Genomic DNA, 15,709 nt, shown 5'->3' with positions numbered 1-15,709 from the left:
CGCCGGCGGGCGCGGCGGTCAGCACCGGTGCCAGGGCTCCGATGCGCAGGCGGGCGACGAGGGGGACTGCTGCGGCAACTCCTCGGCGGCCTGCCGGGTCAAGGACTGAACACCGCGACGATGCGTCCCCGCTCTCTGGTGATCGACGGCCCTGGCGTGGTATTACCTGCGGTACACCGGCGCGTTACCGGGAGGTGCGTCGTGACCGACAGGGCCCTGGAGGCGGCCGGGATCCTCAAGGTGTTCCCCGGCACGGTCGCTCTCGACCATGTCTCACTCACGCTGGCGCGCGGGGAGGTGCACGCGCTCACCGGAGAGAACGGCGTGGGCAAGTCCACGCTCGTCAAGATCCTCTCCGGGGTGTACCGGCCCGACGCCGGGCGGCTGCGCCGCGACGGCGAGGTGGTCCGCTTCGGCAGCCCCCTGGACGCCCGCCGCGCCGGCGTCATGGCGGTCCACCAGGGCAGCGCGCTCATCCCGTCGCTGAGCATCGCGCGCAACCTGTTCGCCGGCGCCGAGCCCAGGGGCAGGTTCGGCCTGATCGACCTCGCGCGGATGCACGACCGGGCCGCCGAGCTCCTCGCCGCGTACGGGCTGCGGGTCGACGTGCGCCGGCCGCTGGCGACGCTCGACCCTGGAGCGCGCACGCTCGTGGCCCTGGCCCGCGCGGTGACGGCCGGCGCCGAGGTGCTCGTCCTCGACGAGCCGACCGCCGAGATGGAGCCGCGGCAGATCGAGGCGCTGTTCCGCGTCGTGACCGAGCAGCGCGAGCAGGGCCGGGCGGTGCTGTACGTCAGCCACCGGCTCGACGAGCTCTACCGCCTCGGCGACCGGCTGACCGTGCTGCGCGGCGGCCGGGTCGTGCACAGCGGGCCGTTCGCGGGACTGGAGCGGCGTGCGCTCGTATCGATCATGCTCGGGCGGCGGCTCCCGCGCGTGTCGCCCGCCCTGCCCGAGGCGGCCGCCGAGGCGCCGGCCGACCCGCCGTACCTCCGCGCCACCGGGCTCACGCGCCGGCACGCGCTGGCCGACGTGTCGCTGGAGCTTCGGGAGGGCGAGGTGCTGGGGCTGGGCGGCCTGCTGGGAGCGGGTCGTACGGAGACCGCCAAGGCGATCGCCGGGGCCCTGACGCTGGACGCCGGCCAGGTCACCGTGGCCGGCGCGCCGCTGCGGCGGCGCTCGATCGCCGGCGCGATCCGCGCGGGGGTGGGGCTCCTGCCGGAGAACCGCGCGGTCGAGGGGATCATCCCGTCGCTGTCGGTCCGCGACAACATCGCGCTGGCCGCGCTGCCGCGCCTGTCCCGCTTCGGGCTCGTCTCGGGCGCGCGGATCGACCAGGTCGTGGAGACCTTCATGCGCCGCCTGCGCATCAAGGCGACGTCGCCGCTGCAGAAGGTCGCCGAGCTGTCCAGCGGCAACCAGCAGAAGGTCCTGCTGGCCCGCTGGCTGGCGATGCAGCCGAAGGTCCTGCTGCTGGACGAGCCGACCCGCGGCATCGACGTGGGCGCCAAGGCCCAGCTGCGCGACCTGCTGGACGAGCTGGCCGTCGCCGGCCTGGCCATTCTGCTGATCTCCTCCGACCTGGAGGAGCTGGTCTCCGGCTGCGACCGCGTCGTCGTGCTGCGCGACGGCGCGGTCGCAGCCGAGCTGACCGGCCTGGAGATCACCGAGGAGCGCATCATCACGGCCATGGCCTCCGCCGGCGGCGCGCCGCCGGCGGACCGCTGACCGGCTCCTCAGCCCTCCTCCATCCGCCATTCGAGGATGCCGCCCGACACCCCGTCGCCGAGGTGGGCCTCCAGCCGGAAGGCCGTGGCCCGTACCGGAGTGAACGTCGTGCGGTTGTACGTGTCGCGCGCGGTGCCGTACGCCGAGGGGTTCTCGACCGGCAGCCACGTGTCGCCGTCGCGGTACAGCAGCCGCCACGAGACCGGGACGCGGCACTGCCCCTGGCCCGTGTCGTCGAACCAGTAGACGGCGGTGGCCGCGGCCGTGACGGGCTCGGGGTAGTCGTACTGGACCCACTCGACGCCGCCGCGGTGGTCCCACCAGGTGAACCGGGGGATCGACTGGTCGCCGGAGGCCGACGGCTCGATCCCGTCGCACAGCGCCTCCGTCGTGTCCCCCTGCCACGTGTGGGAGGCGGTGGCGATCGGCACCAGCCGCCACTCCCGCGCGTCCGGGCCGTGGCCGATGGCCGGGAACGCCGTGAGGCGCAGCCGGGCGGCGCCCATCGGGATCAGCGTGACCGTCTCGGCGGGCTCGCCCGACCGGACCGGGCCGTCCTGCAGCGGCCGGATGACGTTCTCGTCGTCGGCCCGCCAGTGGGGGATCCGCCGGGCGCGGGCGCGGATCTCCAGCGGAGTTCCCCGCCGGGTGAAGGGGTTGCCGCGCGCCGATCGCCGCAGCACGTGCAGCGACCCGCCGTCGAGGCCGTAATTCCACGGCGAGCCGGCGGTGACCTCGTACTCCGGCCACGCCGTGGTGCCGGCGAACCGCCGCCACCGCTCCTCGATGGCGAGGGAGAAGGTGAGCGGGCCGTACTCCACCGAGACCGCGCCGTGGTTCTTCTCCCAGGTGCGGGTGGTGGCGCGCATGGGCAGGCGCAGCTCGACGCGGTCCCCGTGCCGCCAGGTACGGGTGACGGCGACGTAGCACGGCGGCGCCGCGCGCAGGGGGACGGGCGCGCCGTTCACGCGCAGCGCGGGGTTCGCGCACCAGCCGGGAACCCGCAGGTAGAGCGGGAACTCGACCGGCCGCGGCGTCGAGATCCGCAGCGTCACGGTCTCCTCGAACGGGTACCCGGTCTCCTCGGTCACGGTGACGTCGGTGCCCTCGGCCCCCACCTTCGCCGTCACCTCGGACGCGGCGTACATCGAGGCGCACAGCCCGGCGTCGTACGTCGCCAGCCACAGCTCCCCGGCGTAGTACGGCCAGCCCATGCCGTAGTTGTGCGGGCAGCAGCGGTAGTCGTGCACCCCGGGCTTGTACGCCTGCATCGCGAAGTCGTTGTCGAACTGGCCGTGGGTCTTGGCGGCGTCGTCCAGCTGAATCGAGTTCGCGCTGGTGATGTAGTGGGTGCCGCGCTGCGCGGGGTCGAAGGCGGCGGGCAGCGAGTTGACCGCGATGTCCTCGCAGCGGTCGGCCCACACCGGGTCTCCGGTGATCCGGGTCAGCAGCTCGAAGCTGTGCATGAGCTCGACGAACCCGCAGGTCTCCATGCCCTGCCGGGGATCGGTGAAGTACGGGCGGCAGTTCTCGTCCCCGGCGAACCCGCCGCCGGGGAACTGCCCGTACGTGCCCATGATCACGTCGTGGTTCCGGTACGTCGCCGCGCGCAGCGCCGGGTCGCCGGCCAGCACGCCGTACTGCAGCGGCTCGCGGAACCCCTGGGCGAGATTCACGTTGTGCCACGTCGGCAGGCCGGTGACGTAGTCGGCGGAGCCTGCGTGGATCTTGCGGACGAGGTCGAGGAGCCGGTCGTCACCGGTCCGGTTGTAGACCCAGTACACGCTGTCGATCGTGTCGCCCCAGCGGTACGCGCCCCAGCCGCGCCGGAAAACCTCGGCGGGCTGCCGGCTCTGGAAGTCGAAGTAGCGCGCCAGGAACGGCGTGACGCGGTCGTCGCCGGTCGCCTCGGCGTACGAGCGGAGCGCGTCGAGGACGGGCATGTGCGGCCAGAAGTCCGGGCCGCCCTCGAGGGAGGTCCGCAGGGCGGCCGGGCCGAACCAGCCGTCGGGCTGCTGCGCGGCCAGGATGCCGTCCACCCAGCGGCGGGTCAGGGCCCGCACGCGCTCGTCGCCGGTCACGAGGCCGAGGTCGGTGAAGCCGCGCAGCCAGTACGGCAGCTCCTCCCAGCCCCCCTTCGCGGGGTCGACCCATCCGTTCGTGTCGTAGTTCAGGTAGTCCGACACCTCGGGCATGCGGCCGTTCAGCCCTTCGACCTGCAGGTCGAGCTGCCGCCGCAGCCACCCCTTCGGCCGCACGCTGCCCGGCGGGAGCCTGAGGAAGGGCGCCGGCCGCAGCGGCGCGCGGTTCGGCGTGTAGTGCCCGCCCGCCGAGGTGGCCTCCACCGCCGGCAGGACGCGCACGCGCATCTGATCACGGGACTCCGCGTCGGCGGGCCGCGCGCCGACGCCGGCGGCCGCGACGCCCCCGGTGACGGCGAGGCCGCGGGTGAGGAACGCCCGTCGTTCCATCGACTCTCTCCTTCCCACGGGAGGCGGGAGGGACCCGAGGGCCCCTCCCGCGTCGCGTCACTTGCCGGACTGGTAGAGCTTGGCGACGTCGTCGGCGGACAGGGCCCGGTCGAAGACGTGCACCTGGTCGAGGGCCCCGGGCCAGTAGTCGACGGGGTTGCCGCCGTACTTGCCGCGGCCGATCACCGTGTGCCCGGTGGAGCGGTCGCCGAGGCAGGCGGCCGCGGTGCCGGCCTTCTGCCCGTCGACGTACAGGGTCAGCGTGCCGGTGGCGGCGTCGCGGACCCCGACGAGGTGGTACCACCGGCCGGTCTCCGGGGCGGACGGCGCGAGCGCCCGCACCCCGGCGAAGCTGAACGCGAACCGGTCGTCCTGGCCGGAGTACTGCAGGTAGAAGGCGCTGTTGGCGTCACCGTCCTGGCTGACGGCCGTGGCGAACCCGCCGCGCCGGTCCAGCTTCACCCAGGCGGACACGCTGTAGTTCCCGGTCGTGTCCAGGAGGGCCGCGCCGGTGTCGGCGTACTGGTTGGAACCGTTGAACTGCAGTGCGGACCCGGAGTGCCCGGCCGTCCACGCCGGCCCGTTCACGAGGGTCGCGTCGTGGCCGCCGACCGCGTCCTTGGCGACCGTGCCGGACCCCTCGTCGAGCGGGTAGAAGCTGACGCCGTCGAGTCCGGGCGTGCCGGGCGGGAAGGTCGTCGCGTCGCCCCGGCCGACCGAGGAGGACGCCTTGATCAGGGCCTGGTTCACCGTGCGGACCCGGTTCGCGTCGGGCTTGAGCACCTGGCGGTCGTAGGTGTAGATGCCGTTCAGCTCGTCCTCGACGTCGGTGATCTGGGTGTAGACCGACGCGGACACGCCGCACCGCTTCTCCACGTCGAGCAGGCGGTTCTGCAGCTCGGTGTAGCGCCGGGTCAGCGTGGCCGAGTCGGGCTCCATCTCGTACGCGAAGCCGTTGGCGGGGTCCCACATGTGGCCGTCGACCTTGAGGCCGAGCCCGCCGTACTCCCCGTCGACCGCGGCCCGCGCGCCCTGCTGGACCGGCGAGCCGGGGCCGACGTAGGTGTGGTCGTCGTAGATGTCGCCCGAGGTGATGTTCGGGATCGACTCACAGCAGTTGGTGCCGCTGTCGATGTCCACGAGGCGGCTGGGGTCCCAGCCCTTGACCTGCGCGGCGATCCGGTCCGGCTCGTACTCGCCCCAGCCCTCGTTGAACGGCACCCACACGACGATGGACGGGTGGCTGCGGTGCTGGTCGACGAGGTTGCGCAGCTCGGTCTCGAACTGCGCCTTGACCGCCGCGGACGGCGAGTGACCGGCGTACGTCGCGGGCATGTCCTGCCACACGAGGAGCCCGAGCTTGTCCGCCCAGTAGTACCACCGGTCGGGTTCGACCTTGACGTGCTTGCGGACCATGTTGAAGCCGAGGCGCTTGTGCGCCTCCAGGTCGAACTTCAGGGCCTCGTCGGTCGGCGCGGTGTAGATGCCATCCGGCCAGAAGCCCTGGTCGAGCGTGCCGACCTGCATGACGAAGTTGCCGTTCAGCAGCATCCGTACCTTGCCGTCGGGGCCCTTGCCGAGGCTGATCGAGCGCATCCCGAAGTAGGAGCCGACCTTGTCGACGACCTTGTGGCCGTCCCGGACCTTGACCTTCAGCGTGTACAGGTACGGGTCGTCGGGCGTCCACAGGTGCGGCTTGCTGATCGGGATGCTCAGCTCGGAGTTCGCCGCGCCGAGGGCCCGGCCGACCTTGTGGTTCCCGGCGTACGCGGTCGCCTCGACGGTCGCCCCCGAGTTCCCGGCGACGTGCGCGGTGAGGCGCAGCGTCTTGTTCGCCAGGTCCGGCGTGGCGTCCAGGCGGGACACGTACGACGCGGCGACCGGCTCCATCCAGACGGTCTGCCAGATCCCGGAGGACGGGGTGTAGAAGATGCCGTCGCCCGGCGAGCGCTGCTTGCCGAGCGCCTGGGTGCCGATGTCGGTCGGGTCGTCGACGCCGACCACCAGCTCCTGCGGCCCCTTGCCCCGGACGGCGTCGGTGACGTCGGCGGAGAAGCCGTCGTAGCCGCCCGTGTGCGTGGCGACCTGCGTGCCGTTCACGTAGACGGTGGCGTGGTAGTCGACGGCCTGGAAGTGCAGGAGCAGCCGGTCGCCGTGCCAGGACTTCGGCACGGTGAACGTCCGGCGGTACCACATGTGGTCGACGTGGCGCTTGATGCCGGACAGCGCCGACTCGACCGGGTACGGGACGAGGATCCGCTCGCCCAGGGTCTTGCCGGTCGGCGGCGCCTCGCCGGCGGTCGCCTGGGCGAACTCCCACTCGCCGTTGAGGTTCTGCCACTGGGACCGTGTCAGCTGGGGCCGGGGGTAGTCGGGGAGGGCGTTGGTCGGCGAGACCTTGTCGGTCCACGGTGTGGTCAGGGGCGGCGTCTGGGCCTTCCAGGTCGCGGGGGCGGGCGCGGCGGCGCGTGCCGAGGCGGGCGCGACGAGGGCGGCCAGGAGCGCGACCGCGAGGCCGACGACGACCGCCGGGCCGCGGGGCCTGGCGAGGCTGGATGATCGGAGGGTGGGCACGGCAGACTCCCATCTGTTGGATCAGGGTGATGGGCGGAGGGGCGCAGCGCGGCAGGCGACTGCGCCGGAACGGACGGAGGCCAGGAGGGCACTGGGACGGCCGGTACCGGTGAGGACAGCATGAATGCCTCTGATCGATACTGCAAGATTCAGACCGAAAAATCCGACCGTTGCTGATCGCTATTGACAGAACTCGATCGGGGGTGCGTCAATTACCGGCATCTCGCCTCCGCCTGGGGAAGGACCAGCCATGACCGTCCCTCCGTACCGCCCCCGCGCGGTCACGCTCACCACCACGATCGTCGCGATGACCGCCCTGGTCGCCGCCGGCTGCGCCAAGTCCGAGAAGGACCAGCAGACCGGGGGCGGGGGCGCCCAGGCCGGGCAGGTGGTGCAGACCCCGACGGGCTCCGCGCCCTCCTGCACGATCGACAAGTTCGGGGCGGCGAAGTTCGACCCGAAGAGCTCGGTCATCGGGTTCTCCCAGTCCGAGAAGGAGGCCAACCCCTTCCGCATCGCCGAGACGGCCTCGATCAAGGCGGAGGCGAAGCAGGAGGGGATCGCGAACCTTCGGACCACCAACGGGCAGTCCCAGTTCAGCAAGCAGATCAGCGACGTCCAGCAGCTCATCGCCCAGGGGGCGAAGGCGCTCGTCATCGCGCCGCTGAACTCCGACGGCTGGGAACCGGTGCTGCAGCAGGCCTCCGCCAAGCACATCCCGATCATCACCATCGACCGGAAGATCAACGCGACCGCCTGCAAGGACTACGTGACCTTCATCGGGTCCGACTTCTACGAGCAGGGCCGGCGCGCCGCCGACCAGATGATCAAGGCCCTGGGCGGCAAGGGCAAGGTCGCGATCCTCCTCGGCGCGTCCGGCAACAACGTGACCACCGAGCGCACCGGCGGCTTCAAGGACGAGATCGCCAAGAAGGCGCCCGGCATCCAGATCACCTTCGAGCAGACCGGCGACTTCGCCCGCGAGAAGGGCCAGCAGGTCACCGAGCAGATGATTCAGAGCCACCCCGACGTCAACGCGATCTACGCGGAGAACGACGAGATGGCGCTCGGCGCGGTCACCGCCCTCAAGGGCGCCGGCAAGAAGGCCGGTGACATCAAGATCGTCTCGGTGGACGGCACCCGCAACGCCGTCTCACAGATCGTCAGCGGCTGGATCTACGCCGTCGTGGAGTCCAACCCCCGCTTCGGCCCGCTGGCGTTCCAGACGCTGAGCAAGTTCCTGAACGGCGAGCCGATTCCCGACAAGGTCATCATCTCCGACCGGGAGTACGACTCCTCCAACGCCAAGCAGTCGGTCGCGTCCGCGTACTGATCGAGCGTCCGCGTACTGATCGATGCTCCGACACGACCGGGGGTGCCCATGACCGAGCGAAGCGAGGGAATCAGTGAGCACAGCACCTTGGTCATGAGGCCGACGAAGGAGGCCTCATGACCGATCCCGTCCCCGAGCAGGCGAACGCCGGTGACCCGCCGCTGCTGGAGGCCCGCGACATCGTCAAGCGCTTCACCGGCGTGCTCGCCCTGGACCGGGTGACCCTCAGCCTGCGTCCCGGCGAGGTCCACGCGCTGGTCGGCGAGAACGGCGCGGGCAAGTCCACCCTCATCAAGGTGATCACCGGGGTGCACCGGCCGGACGAGGGCGAGGTGCGTCTCGCCGGCCGGACCGCCGGGTTCGCCGACCCGCTGGACGCGCAGCGCGCCGGCGTCCAGGCGGTGCACCAGGAGATCGGGCTGGTCCCCGACCTCAGCGTGGCCCGCAACCTGCTCCTCGGCCGCGAGCCGCGCCGCGCCCTCGGCCTCATCGACACCCGCCGCATGCACCAGACGGCCGCCCGGACGCTCGAGTCGTACGGCGTGCGGGTGGACGTCCGGCTGCCACTGCGCTCCCTCGGCGTGGGCGCCCAGCAGATGGTCGCGCTGGCCCGCGCCGTCTCGGTGGACGCCCGCGTCGTCATCATGGACGAGCCGACGTCCTCCCTCGAACCTCGCGAGGTCGAGACGCTGTTCGGCGTCATCGACCGGCTGCGCGGCCAGGGGATCGCGGTGATCTACGTCAGCCACCGCCTGGACGAGCTGTACCGGATCTGCGACGGCGTCACGGTCCTGCGCGACGGCCGCGTCGTCCATCAGGGCGCCCTCGCGGACCTGGACCGGCTCCGCCTCGTCTCGCTGATGCTCGGCCGCGACGTCGCCCAGGTCCGTTCCGAGGGCGTCACGCGGTTCTCCGGAGCGCACGAGGCGTCCGGACGGCCGGTCCTGGAGGCGAGCGGGCTGACCAGCCGGCACCTGCTCGACGACGTGTCCCTGACCATCCGGCCCCGCGAGGTAGTCGGACTGGGCGGCCTGCTCGGCGCGGGCCGTACCGAGACGGCGAAGGCCATCGCCGGCGTGCTCCCGCTCGACGCGGGCGGGGTCACCGTGGCCGGGCTCCCGGTCCGGCGGGGCTCGGCCACGGCCGCGGTACGGGCGGGGATCGCGCTGCTGCCCGAGGACCGCAAGGCGGAGGGCATCGTGCCGACGCTCTCGGTCCGCGACAACATCGCCCTCGCCGCCCTCCCGCGCCTGGCCCGCGCCGGCGTCGTCTCGGACGCCCGCATCGACCGGATCGTCGAGACCTTCATGAAGCGACTGCGGATCAAGGCGACCGGCCCGCACCAGCCGGTCGCCGAGCTGTCCGGCGGCAACCAGCAGAAGGTCCTGCTGGCCCGCTGGCTGGCGACCGAGCCGAAGGTCCTGCTGCTGGACGAGCCGACGCGCGGCATCGACGTCGGCGCCAAGGCGGAGGTCCAGGCGCTCGTCGACGAACTCGCCGAGGCGGGCCTCGCCGTCCTGCTGATCTCCTCGGACCTGGAGGAGCTGGTCGAGGGATCGGATCGCGTCGTGGTCTTGCGGGGCGGCGCCGTCGTCGGTGAGCTGACCGGAGACGAACTGACCGAGGAGGGCGTGATGACCACGATCGCCGCGCACACGCGGGAGAACGCCGGATGAGCGACACCGCCGTCGCGCTGCCCCGGCCCGCCGGCGCGCGAACGCTGGCCTGGCTGCAGAACTACGGGGTGTACGCGGCGATCGCCGCGCTCATCGTCGTCAACATCGTGATCACCCCGCACTTCATCAGCACGGAGAACCTTCGCACCCAGCTCGTCCAGGTCGCGCCGGTCGTCATCGTCTCCCTCGGCATGGCGCTGGTGATCGGCACCGAGGGCGTGGACCTTTCGGTCGGCTCGGTGATGGCGCTGGCCACCGCGCTCATCCCGCTCTACCTCGGGTACGGCGTCGGCGCGGCGATCCTCGTCGCCCTGGTGGGCGGCGTCGCGGTCGGCCTAGTGAACGGCTCGCTCGTGGCGTTCGTCAACGTCCAGCCGATCGTCGCCACCCTCTGCCTGTTCGTCGGCGGCCGGGGGCTCGCCCTCGTCATCGCCGGCGGCCGGCTCAAGGACGTGCACGACACGACTCTCCTGGACCTCGGATCGTCGAGCCTCGTCGGCATCCCGCTGCCCGTGGTCGTCGCGGCCGTGCTGACCGTGCTGGTGGCGGGCGTCGTCCGCAGGACGACCTTCGGGCGGCAGCTCGTCGCGATCGGCGGCAACCGTACGGCGAGCGTCCTGTCGGGGCTGCCGGTCCGGCGCGTCCTCCTGCTGGTCTACGTCCTGTCCGGCCTGCTCGCCGCGGTCGCGGGCGTGCTGGCCACGGCCCGCCTGCAGGCCAGCGACCCGTCGTCGCTCGGCCTGCTGATGGAGCTGTCGGCGATCACCGCGGTCGTGGTCGGCGGCACGCCGCTCACCGGCGGCCGGGTGCGGGTCCTGGGAACCGTCGCGGGCGCGCTGCTGATCCAGCTCGTCCGGGCGACGCTGATCAAGCACAACCTGCCCGACTCGGTCGCCCAGATGGTGCAGGCAGTGATCATCCTGGCCGCCGTGTACGCGGCGAGGGGAGGGACCGGACGATGACCACCGAGCAAGCGACGGCCGACACGCCCGTCACCCAGGACGCCTACGCGCCGAGCCGGCGCGACCGCACCTTCGGCCTGATCCAGCGCCACGGCGCGACCGCGGTGCTCGTCCTCCTGCTCCTGGTCGGCTCGCTGTCCTTCGCCCGCTTCCCGACCGGAGAGAACCTCGGCGACATCGCCATCACCTCGTCGTTCCCCGCGATGGTGGCGCTCGGCATGACGTTCGTCATCATCACCGGCGGCATCGACCTGTCGGTCGGCTCGGTCTTCGCCCTCGGCGGCGTCCTGGCCGCGTACGCCGTGCGGTGGGGGACGGTGGCCGGGCTCCTCGTGCCGCTGGCGGTCTGCGGCGTGGTCGGGCTGGTGCAGGGCCTGCTGATCGCCCGGGTCCGGCTGGCGCCGTTCATCGTCACCCTTGCCGGCCTGCTCGGCGCGCGCGGCCTGCTGCTGTCCATCTCGCACGAGGGCGCGACGACGTACCTCATCCCGCACGGCACGGTCCTCGCCCGGCTCGGCCAGGGACACCTGTTCGGCCTGGGGTACCCCGTCTACCTGACGCTCGTCCTGTTCGTCATCGGCGGCGTGGTGCTGCAGCGGACCGGCTTCGGGCAGGCGGTGTACGCCATCGGCGGCGCGGAGGACGCCGCCGCGCTCATGGGCGTCCCGGTCGCCCGTACGAAGGTCGTCGTCTACGTGCTGTCCGGCATGCTGGCCGGGCTGTCCGGCGCGCTGAACGCCGCACGCCTCTCGTCGGGCGTGACCATCCTCGGCACCGGCATGGAGCTCGACGTCATCGCCGCGGTCGTCATCGGCGGCACGCTGCTGACCGGCGGCGCCGGCTCGGTGAGCGGCACGATCGCGGGCGTCCTCCTCCTCGGCGTGATCCAGAACCTCATCAACCAGATCGGCGACCTGTCCTCCTCCTACCAGCAGGTCGTCAGCGGCGCGTTCCTCGCCGTCGTGGTGGTCGCCCAGACCTACCTCAGCCGCGCCCGCCGGCTGTGACCCGTTCCCGCGCGACCCGATGGCCGTACCGGTGGCAGGCACCGGGCCGCGCGGGCCACCGCACGTTCTCCCTGGGGATCCCCCCTCCGCTGCCGGCCGCCGCGCCTTTCTCCCGGGAATCCACCATGGGCGGCCAAGTCTCGGCAAGCGGGCGCCGTCCGGCGCGGGCGCGTGACGCCGAGCGGGCGATGATCACCTGGCTCGTATCCGAGCGTGCGTCCGATCAATGCGTCGGGGGGCGAGATGGGGGATCAGGCGGGCGGCTTCGCCGATGCCGTCGCTGATGATGGAACCGCTCGTCGTGGCGGTGGTGCCGCCAGGACGGCGAGAGTGAAGCGGGGGCCGGGAGGTCGCCGCGGGCGGCGGGCGTGGACGGCCGGGCTGATCGCCGCCTCCGGGAGCCTGCTGTGGGCGGGCCTGGTACCCGCGCCCGCCCTGGGCACGAGCGGCGTGAGCCCGACGGCCGGTCGCGAGGTCGCGACGGCGAAGGACCGCGTGGCCACGGCGTATGGGCGTCTGCCGTTGGCGTTCGAGCCCAACCGCGGTCAGGCGGCGGCGGGAGTCCGGTATCTGGCGCATGGCCCTGGATTCGGGGTGTTCGTCACGGCGGACCGGACCGTGGTCACGCTGACGCCGCACGCGCCCGCGAAGGTCGGCGGCCGGGCGTACGCCATGCGGACACGGCACCTGAGGCGCCCTGAACGCGATGCGAGCGCGGTGCTGTCCTTCCGGCCGGCCGGCGCCGCAGCGGCCCCTGCGATCACCGGCGGGAGCCCGCTGGCCGGCCGGGTCGACTACCTGCGGGGTCGTGACCGCGCGGCCTGGCGGACCGGCATCCCGACCTACCGCGACGTGACCGAGCGGGGCGTGTACCGGGGCGTCGATCTGCGCTGGTACGGAACCCGGCAGGGGCTGGAGTACGACGTCACCGTCGCTCCCGGGGTCGATCCGGGGACGGTGAGGTTCGCGATCGGAGGTCTGCGCGGACGGCCGCGGCTGACCGGCGGCGGGGACCTGGTGATGCCCACCGCGCTCGGGGACGTGGTACAGCGGGCACCCCGCGCCTACCAGGTCGTGGACGGCGGTCCGCGGCCGGTGGCGGCGCGTTTCACCCTCGCGGGCACCGACCAGGTCGGTTTCGCGATCGGGGATCACGACCGCGGCCGACCGTTGATCGTCGACCCTCGGATCGATTACTCGACCTACCTCGGCGGTACCGGCTACGACGAGGGCAACGGGATCGCGGTGGACGCCACCGGTAACGCCTACGTCATCGGGGACACCGACTCGACCGACTTTCCCGTCAACCGGGCGTTCCAGCCGCAACGGAGGGGCGGCTTCGACGCGTTCGTGACCAAGCTGGACCCGACGGGGACGGCAGCGCTCTACTCGACCTACCTCGGCGGCCGCGGCGAAGACCTCGGCATCGGGATCGCGGTGGACTCCGCCGGTGCCGCCTACGTCACCGGAGAGACCGAATCCGACGACTTCCCGACCACGGCCGGCGCCGTCCAGACCACCTACCGCGGCAACGGGGACGCCTTCGTCACCAAGCTCGATCCCACCGGCGGCACGCTCGCCTACTCCACCTATCTGGGCGGCACCGAGAACGACCAGGCCGACGGCATCGGGGTGGACGCCTCCGGCGACGCGTATGTCGCCGGGTACACCTACTCCGGCGACTTCCCGCGCACGACCGGCCCCCCGATGTCCGGGGGCACCGACGCGTTCGCGACCAAGCTCGACCCCACCGGCGGCACGCTCGCCTACTCCAGGTACCTCGGCGGCGGCGACTACACCGAGGCCGACGGGATCGCGGTGGACGCCTCCGGCAACGCCTACCTCACCGGGCTCACCGCGTCCTCGGACTTCCCCACGACGGCGGGAGCGTACCAGGGCACGTTGGCCGGCGCCCTTGACGCGTTCGTGACCAAGCTCGCCCCGGCCGACGGCGCACTGGTCTACTCGACCTACCTCGGCGGCACCGGCAGCGAACTCGGCTACGAGATCACCGTGGGTTCCTCCGGCAACGCCTACGTCACGGGAGCCACCGACTCCACCGACTATCCGCACACGTCCGGCGCCGTCCAGGCGACGTTCGGCGGCGGCTACATCGACGCGTTCGTGACCGCGCTCGACCCGGACGGCGGCGCGCTCGTCTACTCCACCTACCTCGGCGGCAGCGGCGACGACCAGGGTGACGGGATCGCGGTGGACGCCTCCGGCGACACCTTCGTCACCGGGGCGACCAGCTCCAGGAACTTCCCGGTGACCGCCGGAGCGTTCCAGGCCGCGTACTACGGCGGCGACAGCGACGCGTACGTGACCGAACTCGCCCCGGACGGCGGCGCGCTCGTGTACTCGACCTACCTCGGTGGCGGCGCGTACGACGAGGGCGACGGGATCGCGGTCGACACGTCGGGCAGCGCGTACCTCACCGGCGTCACCGACTCCAGGGACTTCCCGCGTACGTCCGGGGCCTTGCAGCCCGCGTACGGCGGCGGGATCGCCGACGCGTTCGTGCTGAAGCTGAACGTCGCCGCACCCGGTCCCGCGCCGACCACCGCGCCGAGACACGTGTCTCAGCGGCAGACTCAGCGACAGCGGCAGGCTCAGCGGCACGGGCGGGCTCAGCAGGCGAGGCATCGGCAAGCGGCGGGAGGCAGCGCGGTGGCGGGTAACACCAACGACTCGGCCCTGACCGGGAACCTCGGATCCCGCGCGGACCACACGAGCGTGAACTCCGCGCGGTCACGTCTGAGCGGTCACCTGCGGCACGGTCACGCGCACCGGTGGACGGCGCTGCTCACGCGCAGCGGGCGATGAGACAAGGAGATCCTCATGCTGACACGGATGCTGGCACCGGCGGCGCTGGCTCTGCCCCTGGCCCTCACGGCGAGCGCCCTGCCCGCGGCCGCCCCGGCGATGGCCCGCTCGCGGATGACGACCGTGGGGCGGGCGGCCGATCCCGCCCAGGACGGGTCGGACGCGTCCGACCCCAACTACATGATCGCGGTGGGGGACATCCCCTCCTGCGGGCTGGGCTTCAACACGCCCTCGCCGAAGGCGATCGCCACGGCCAAACTCGCCCTGTCACTCAGGGCTCTTCATTCCTCCCTGGAATTCACCGGACTCGGCGACCAGAACAACGACTTCGGGACGTTCAAGGAGTTCACGGACTGCTACGCGAAGAGCGGCTGGGGAGCCTTGAAGTCCGTGACCCACCCGTCACTCGGAAATCACGAACAGTACAAGGGTAACGAGAACGCCACCGGTTACTTCAAGTACTTCGGCGGGGCGGCGGGCTCGGCGGCCAAGCCCTACTATGCCTTCGATGTCGGTACCATCTGGCATTTCATCGCGCTGGACTCGGAATGCCAGTTCGCGGGAGGCTGTCAGGCGGGATCGCCGCAGGAGAAGTGGCTGCGGGACCACCTCACCGCCTACCGCAAACTCCATCCCCACCGGTGCATCCTGGCCTACTGGCACCGGCCGCTGTTCTCCTCATCGGACGCGGTTCCCAGGGCGGAGTACACCACCCCCCAGGTCTATCCGTTCTGGCAGGACCTCTACGCGGCTCATGCCGCCATCGTCATGAACGGGCATTTCCACGGCTACGAGAGATTCGCACCGCAAACACCGAATCATGTGCTCGACCAGGTCGGCGGAATCCGCGAGTTCGTGGTCGCGACAGGCGGCTCGACATTCTACGGATTCCACGCCGTGCACGCCGCTCACAGCCAGGTGCGTCTCACCGACGTGCCGGGCGTTATGCTGCTCACTCTCAAGGACCGCGCGTACGACTGGACCTTCTACGACACGACCGGGAAGATGCGTGATTCGGGAGTCGACCAGGCCTGCCCTCAATAGTGATTGTTCTGCTGCGCCGCGCGGACCGTGGGGGGAGCGCGCAGGTCCGCCGCCGGGCGGTCCAGGCCATGCGCGACGGTGTGCGGAT

9 protein-coding genes are annotated in these 15,709 nt (G+C 71.9%); 7 read left to right on the top strand and 2 right to left on the bottom strand.

The genetic code is table 11. From position 1 onward, the window contains the following. Window positions 1–201: 201 nt before the first annotated feature. Window positions 202–1,728 (top strand): sugar ABC transporter ATP-binding protein, encoded by a 1,527-nt coding sequence (locus tag NDW01_RS23320; RefSeq protein WP_252823394.1) that lies wholly within the window; start codon window positions 202–204, stop codon window positions 1,726–1,728. Between the two features lie 8 nt (window positions 1,729–1,736). Here NDW01_RS23320 and NDW01_RS23315 read toward each other — a convergent pair whose 3' ends face one another. Continuing rightward, window positions 1,737–4,199 carry a beta-L-arabinofuranosidase domain-containing protein gene (locus tag NDW01_RS23315; protein WP_252823393.1) on the bottom strand — a complete coding sequence of 821 codons (2,463 nt, stop codon included), beginning with the start codon at window positions 4,197–4,199 and terminating at the stop codon, window positions 1,737–1,739. A gap of 57 nt (window positions 4,200–4,256) precedes the next feature. Continuing rightward, window positions 4,257–6,773 (bottom strand): LamG-like jellyroll fold domain-containing protein, encoded by a 2,517-nt coding sequence (locus tag NDW01_RS23310; protein ID WP_252823392.1) that lies wholly within the window; start codon window positions 6,771–6,773, stop codon window positions 4,257–4,259. Window positions 6,774–7,023: 250 nt separating this feature from the next. Here NDW01_RS23310 and NDW01_RS23305 point away from each other — a divergent pair, with 250 nt between their 5' ends. The 6 genes from NDW01_RS23305 to NDW01_RS23280 all read left to right on the top strand — a co-directional run bounded on the left by NDW01_RS23305 (window position 7,024) and on the right by NDW01_RS23280 (window position 15,621). Then, window positions 7,024–8,106, top strand: coding sequence for an ABC transporter substrate-binding protein (locus NDW01_RS23305; RefSeq protein WP_252823391.1), 1,083 nt, complete (start codon window positions 7,024–7,026; stop codon window positions 8,104–8,106). 116 nt (window positions 8,107–8,222) lie between these two features. Further along, window positions 8,223–9,782, top strand: coding sequence for a sugar ABC transporter ATP-binding protein (locus NDW01_RS23300; protein ID WP_252823390.1), 1,560 nt, complete (start codon window positions 8,223–8,225; stop codon window positions 9,780–9,782). After that, window positions 9,779–10,744: an ABC transporter permease gene (locus NDW01_RS23295; protein ID WP_252823389.1), complete on the top strand. Its 966-nt coding sequence runs from the start codon at window positions 9,779–9,781 to the stop codon at window positions 10,742–10,744. The genes NDW01_RS23300 and NDW01_RS23295 overlap by 4 nt, the downstream gene beginning before the upstream one ends. Beyond that, window positions 10,741–11,751: an ABC transporter permease gene (locus NDW01_RS23290; RefSeq protein ID WP_252823388.1), complete on the top strand. Its 1,011-nt coding sequence runs from the start codon at window positions 10,741–10,743 to the stop codon at window positions 11,749–11,751. Before NDW01_RS23295 ends, NDW01_RS23290 begins: the two co-directional genes overlap by 4 nt. A 330-nt stretch (window positions 11,752–12,081) precedes the next feature. Next, window positions 12,082–14,577 (top strand): SBBP repeat-containing protein, encoded by a 2,496-nt coding sequence (locus NDW01_RS23285; protein WP_252823387.1) that lies wholly within the window; start codon window positions 12,082–12,084, stop codon window positions 14,575–14,577. Window positions 14,578–14,592: 15 nt separating this feature from the next. Continuing rightward, window positions 14,593–15,621 (top strand): metallophosphoesterase family protein, encoded by a 1,029-nt coding sequence (locus NDW01_RS23280; protein WP_252823386.1) that lies wholly within the window; start codon window positions 14,593–14,595, stop codon window positions 15,619–15,621. The last annotated feature ends 88 nt before the right edge of the window (window positions 15,622–15,709 follow it).

Origin of the sequence: Actinoallomurus soli (assembly GCF_024055715.1) — a bacterium.
Classification (GTDB): Bacteria; Actinomycetota; Actinomycetes; order Streptosporangiales; family Streptosporangiaceae; genus Actinoallomurus; species Actinoallomurus soli.
Note: the sequence above shows the minus strand (reverse complement) of the source record. Positions and strands in the feature narration are given on the sequence as shown.

Excerpts from the sequence above, each read along its gene's own strand:
- NDW01_RS23305 (WP_252823391.1), top strand. The coding sequence starts at position 7,024 with ATGACCGTCCCTCCGTACCGCCCCCGCGCGGTCACGCTCACCACCACG.
- NDW01_RS23295 (WP_252823389.1), top strand. The coding sequence starts at position 9,779 with ATGAGCGACACCGCCGTCGCGCTGCCCCGGCCCGCCGGCGCGCGAACG.
- NDW01_RS23280 (WP_252823386.1), top strand. The coding sequence starts at position 14,593 with ATGCTGACACGGATGCTGGCACCGGCGGCGCTGGCTCTGCCCCTGGCC.
- NDW01_RS23290 (WP_252823388.1), top strand. The coding sequence starts at position 10,741 with ATGACCACCGAGCAAGCGACGGCCGACACGCCCGTCACCCAGGACGCC.
- NDW01_RS23300 (WP_252823390.1), top strand. The coding sequence starts at position 8,223 with ATGACCGATCCCGTCCCCGAGCAGGCGAACGCCGGTGACCCGCCGCTG.
- NDW01_RS23315 (WP_252823393.1), bottom strand. The coding sequence starts at position 4,199 with ATGGAACGACGGGCGTTCCTCACCCGCGGCCTCGCCGTCACCGGGGGC.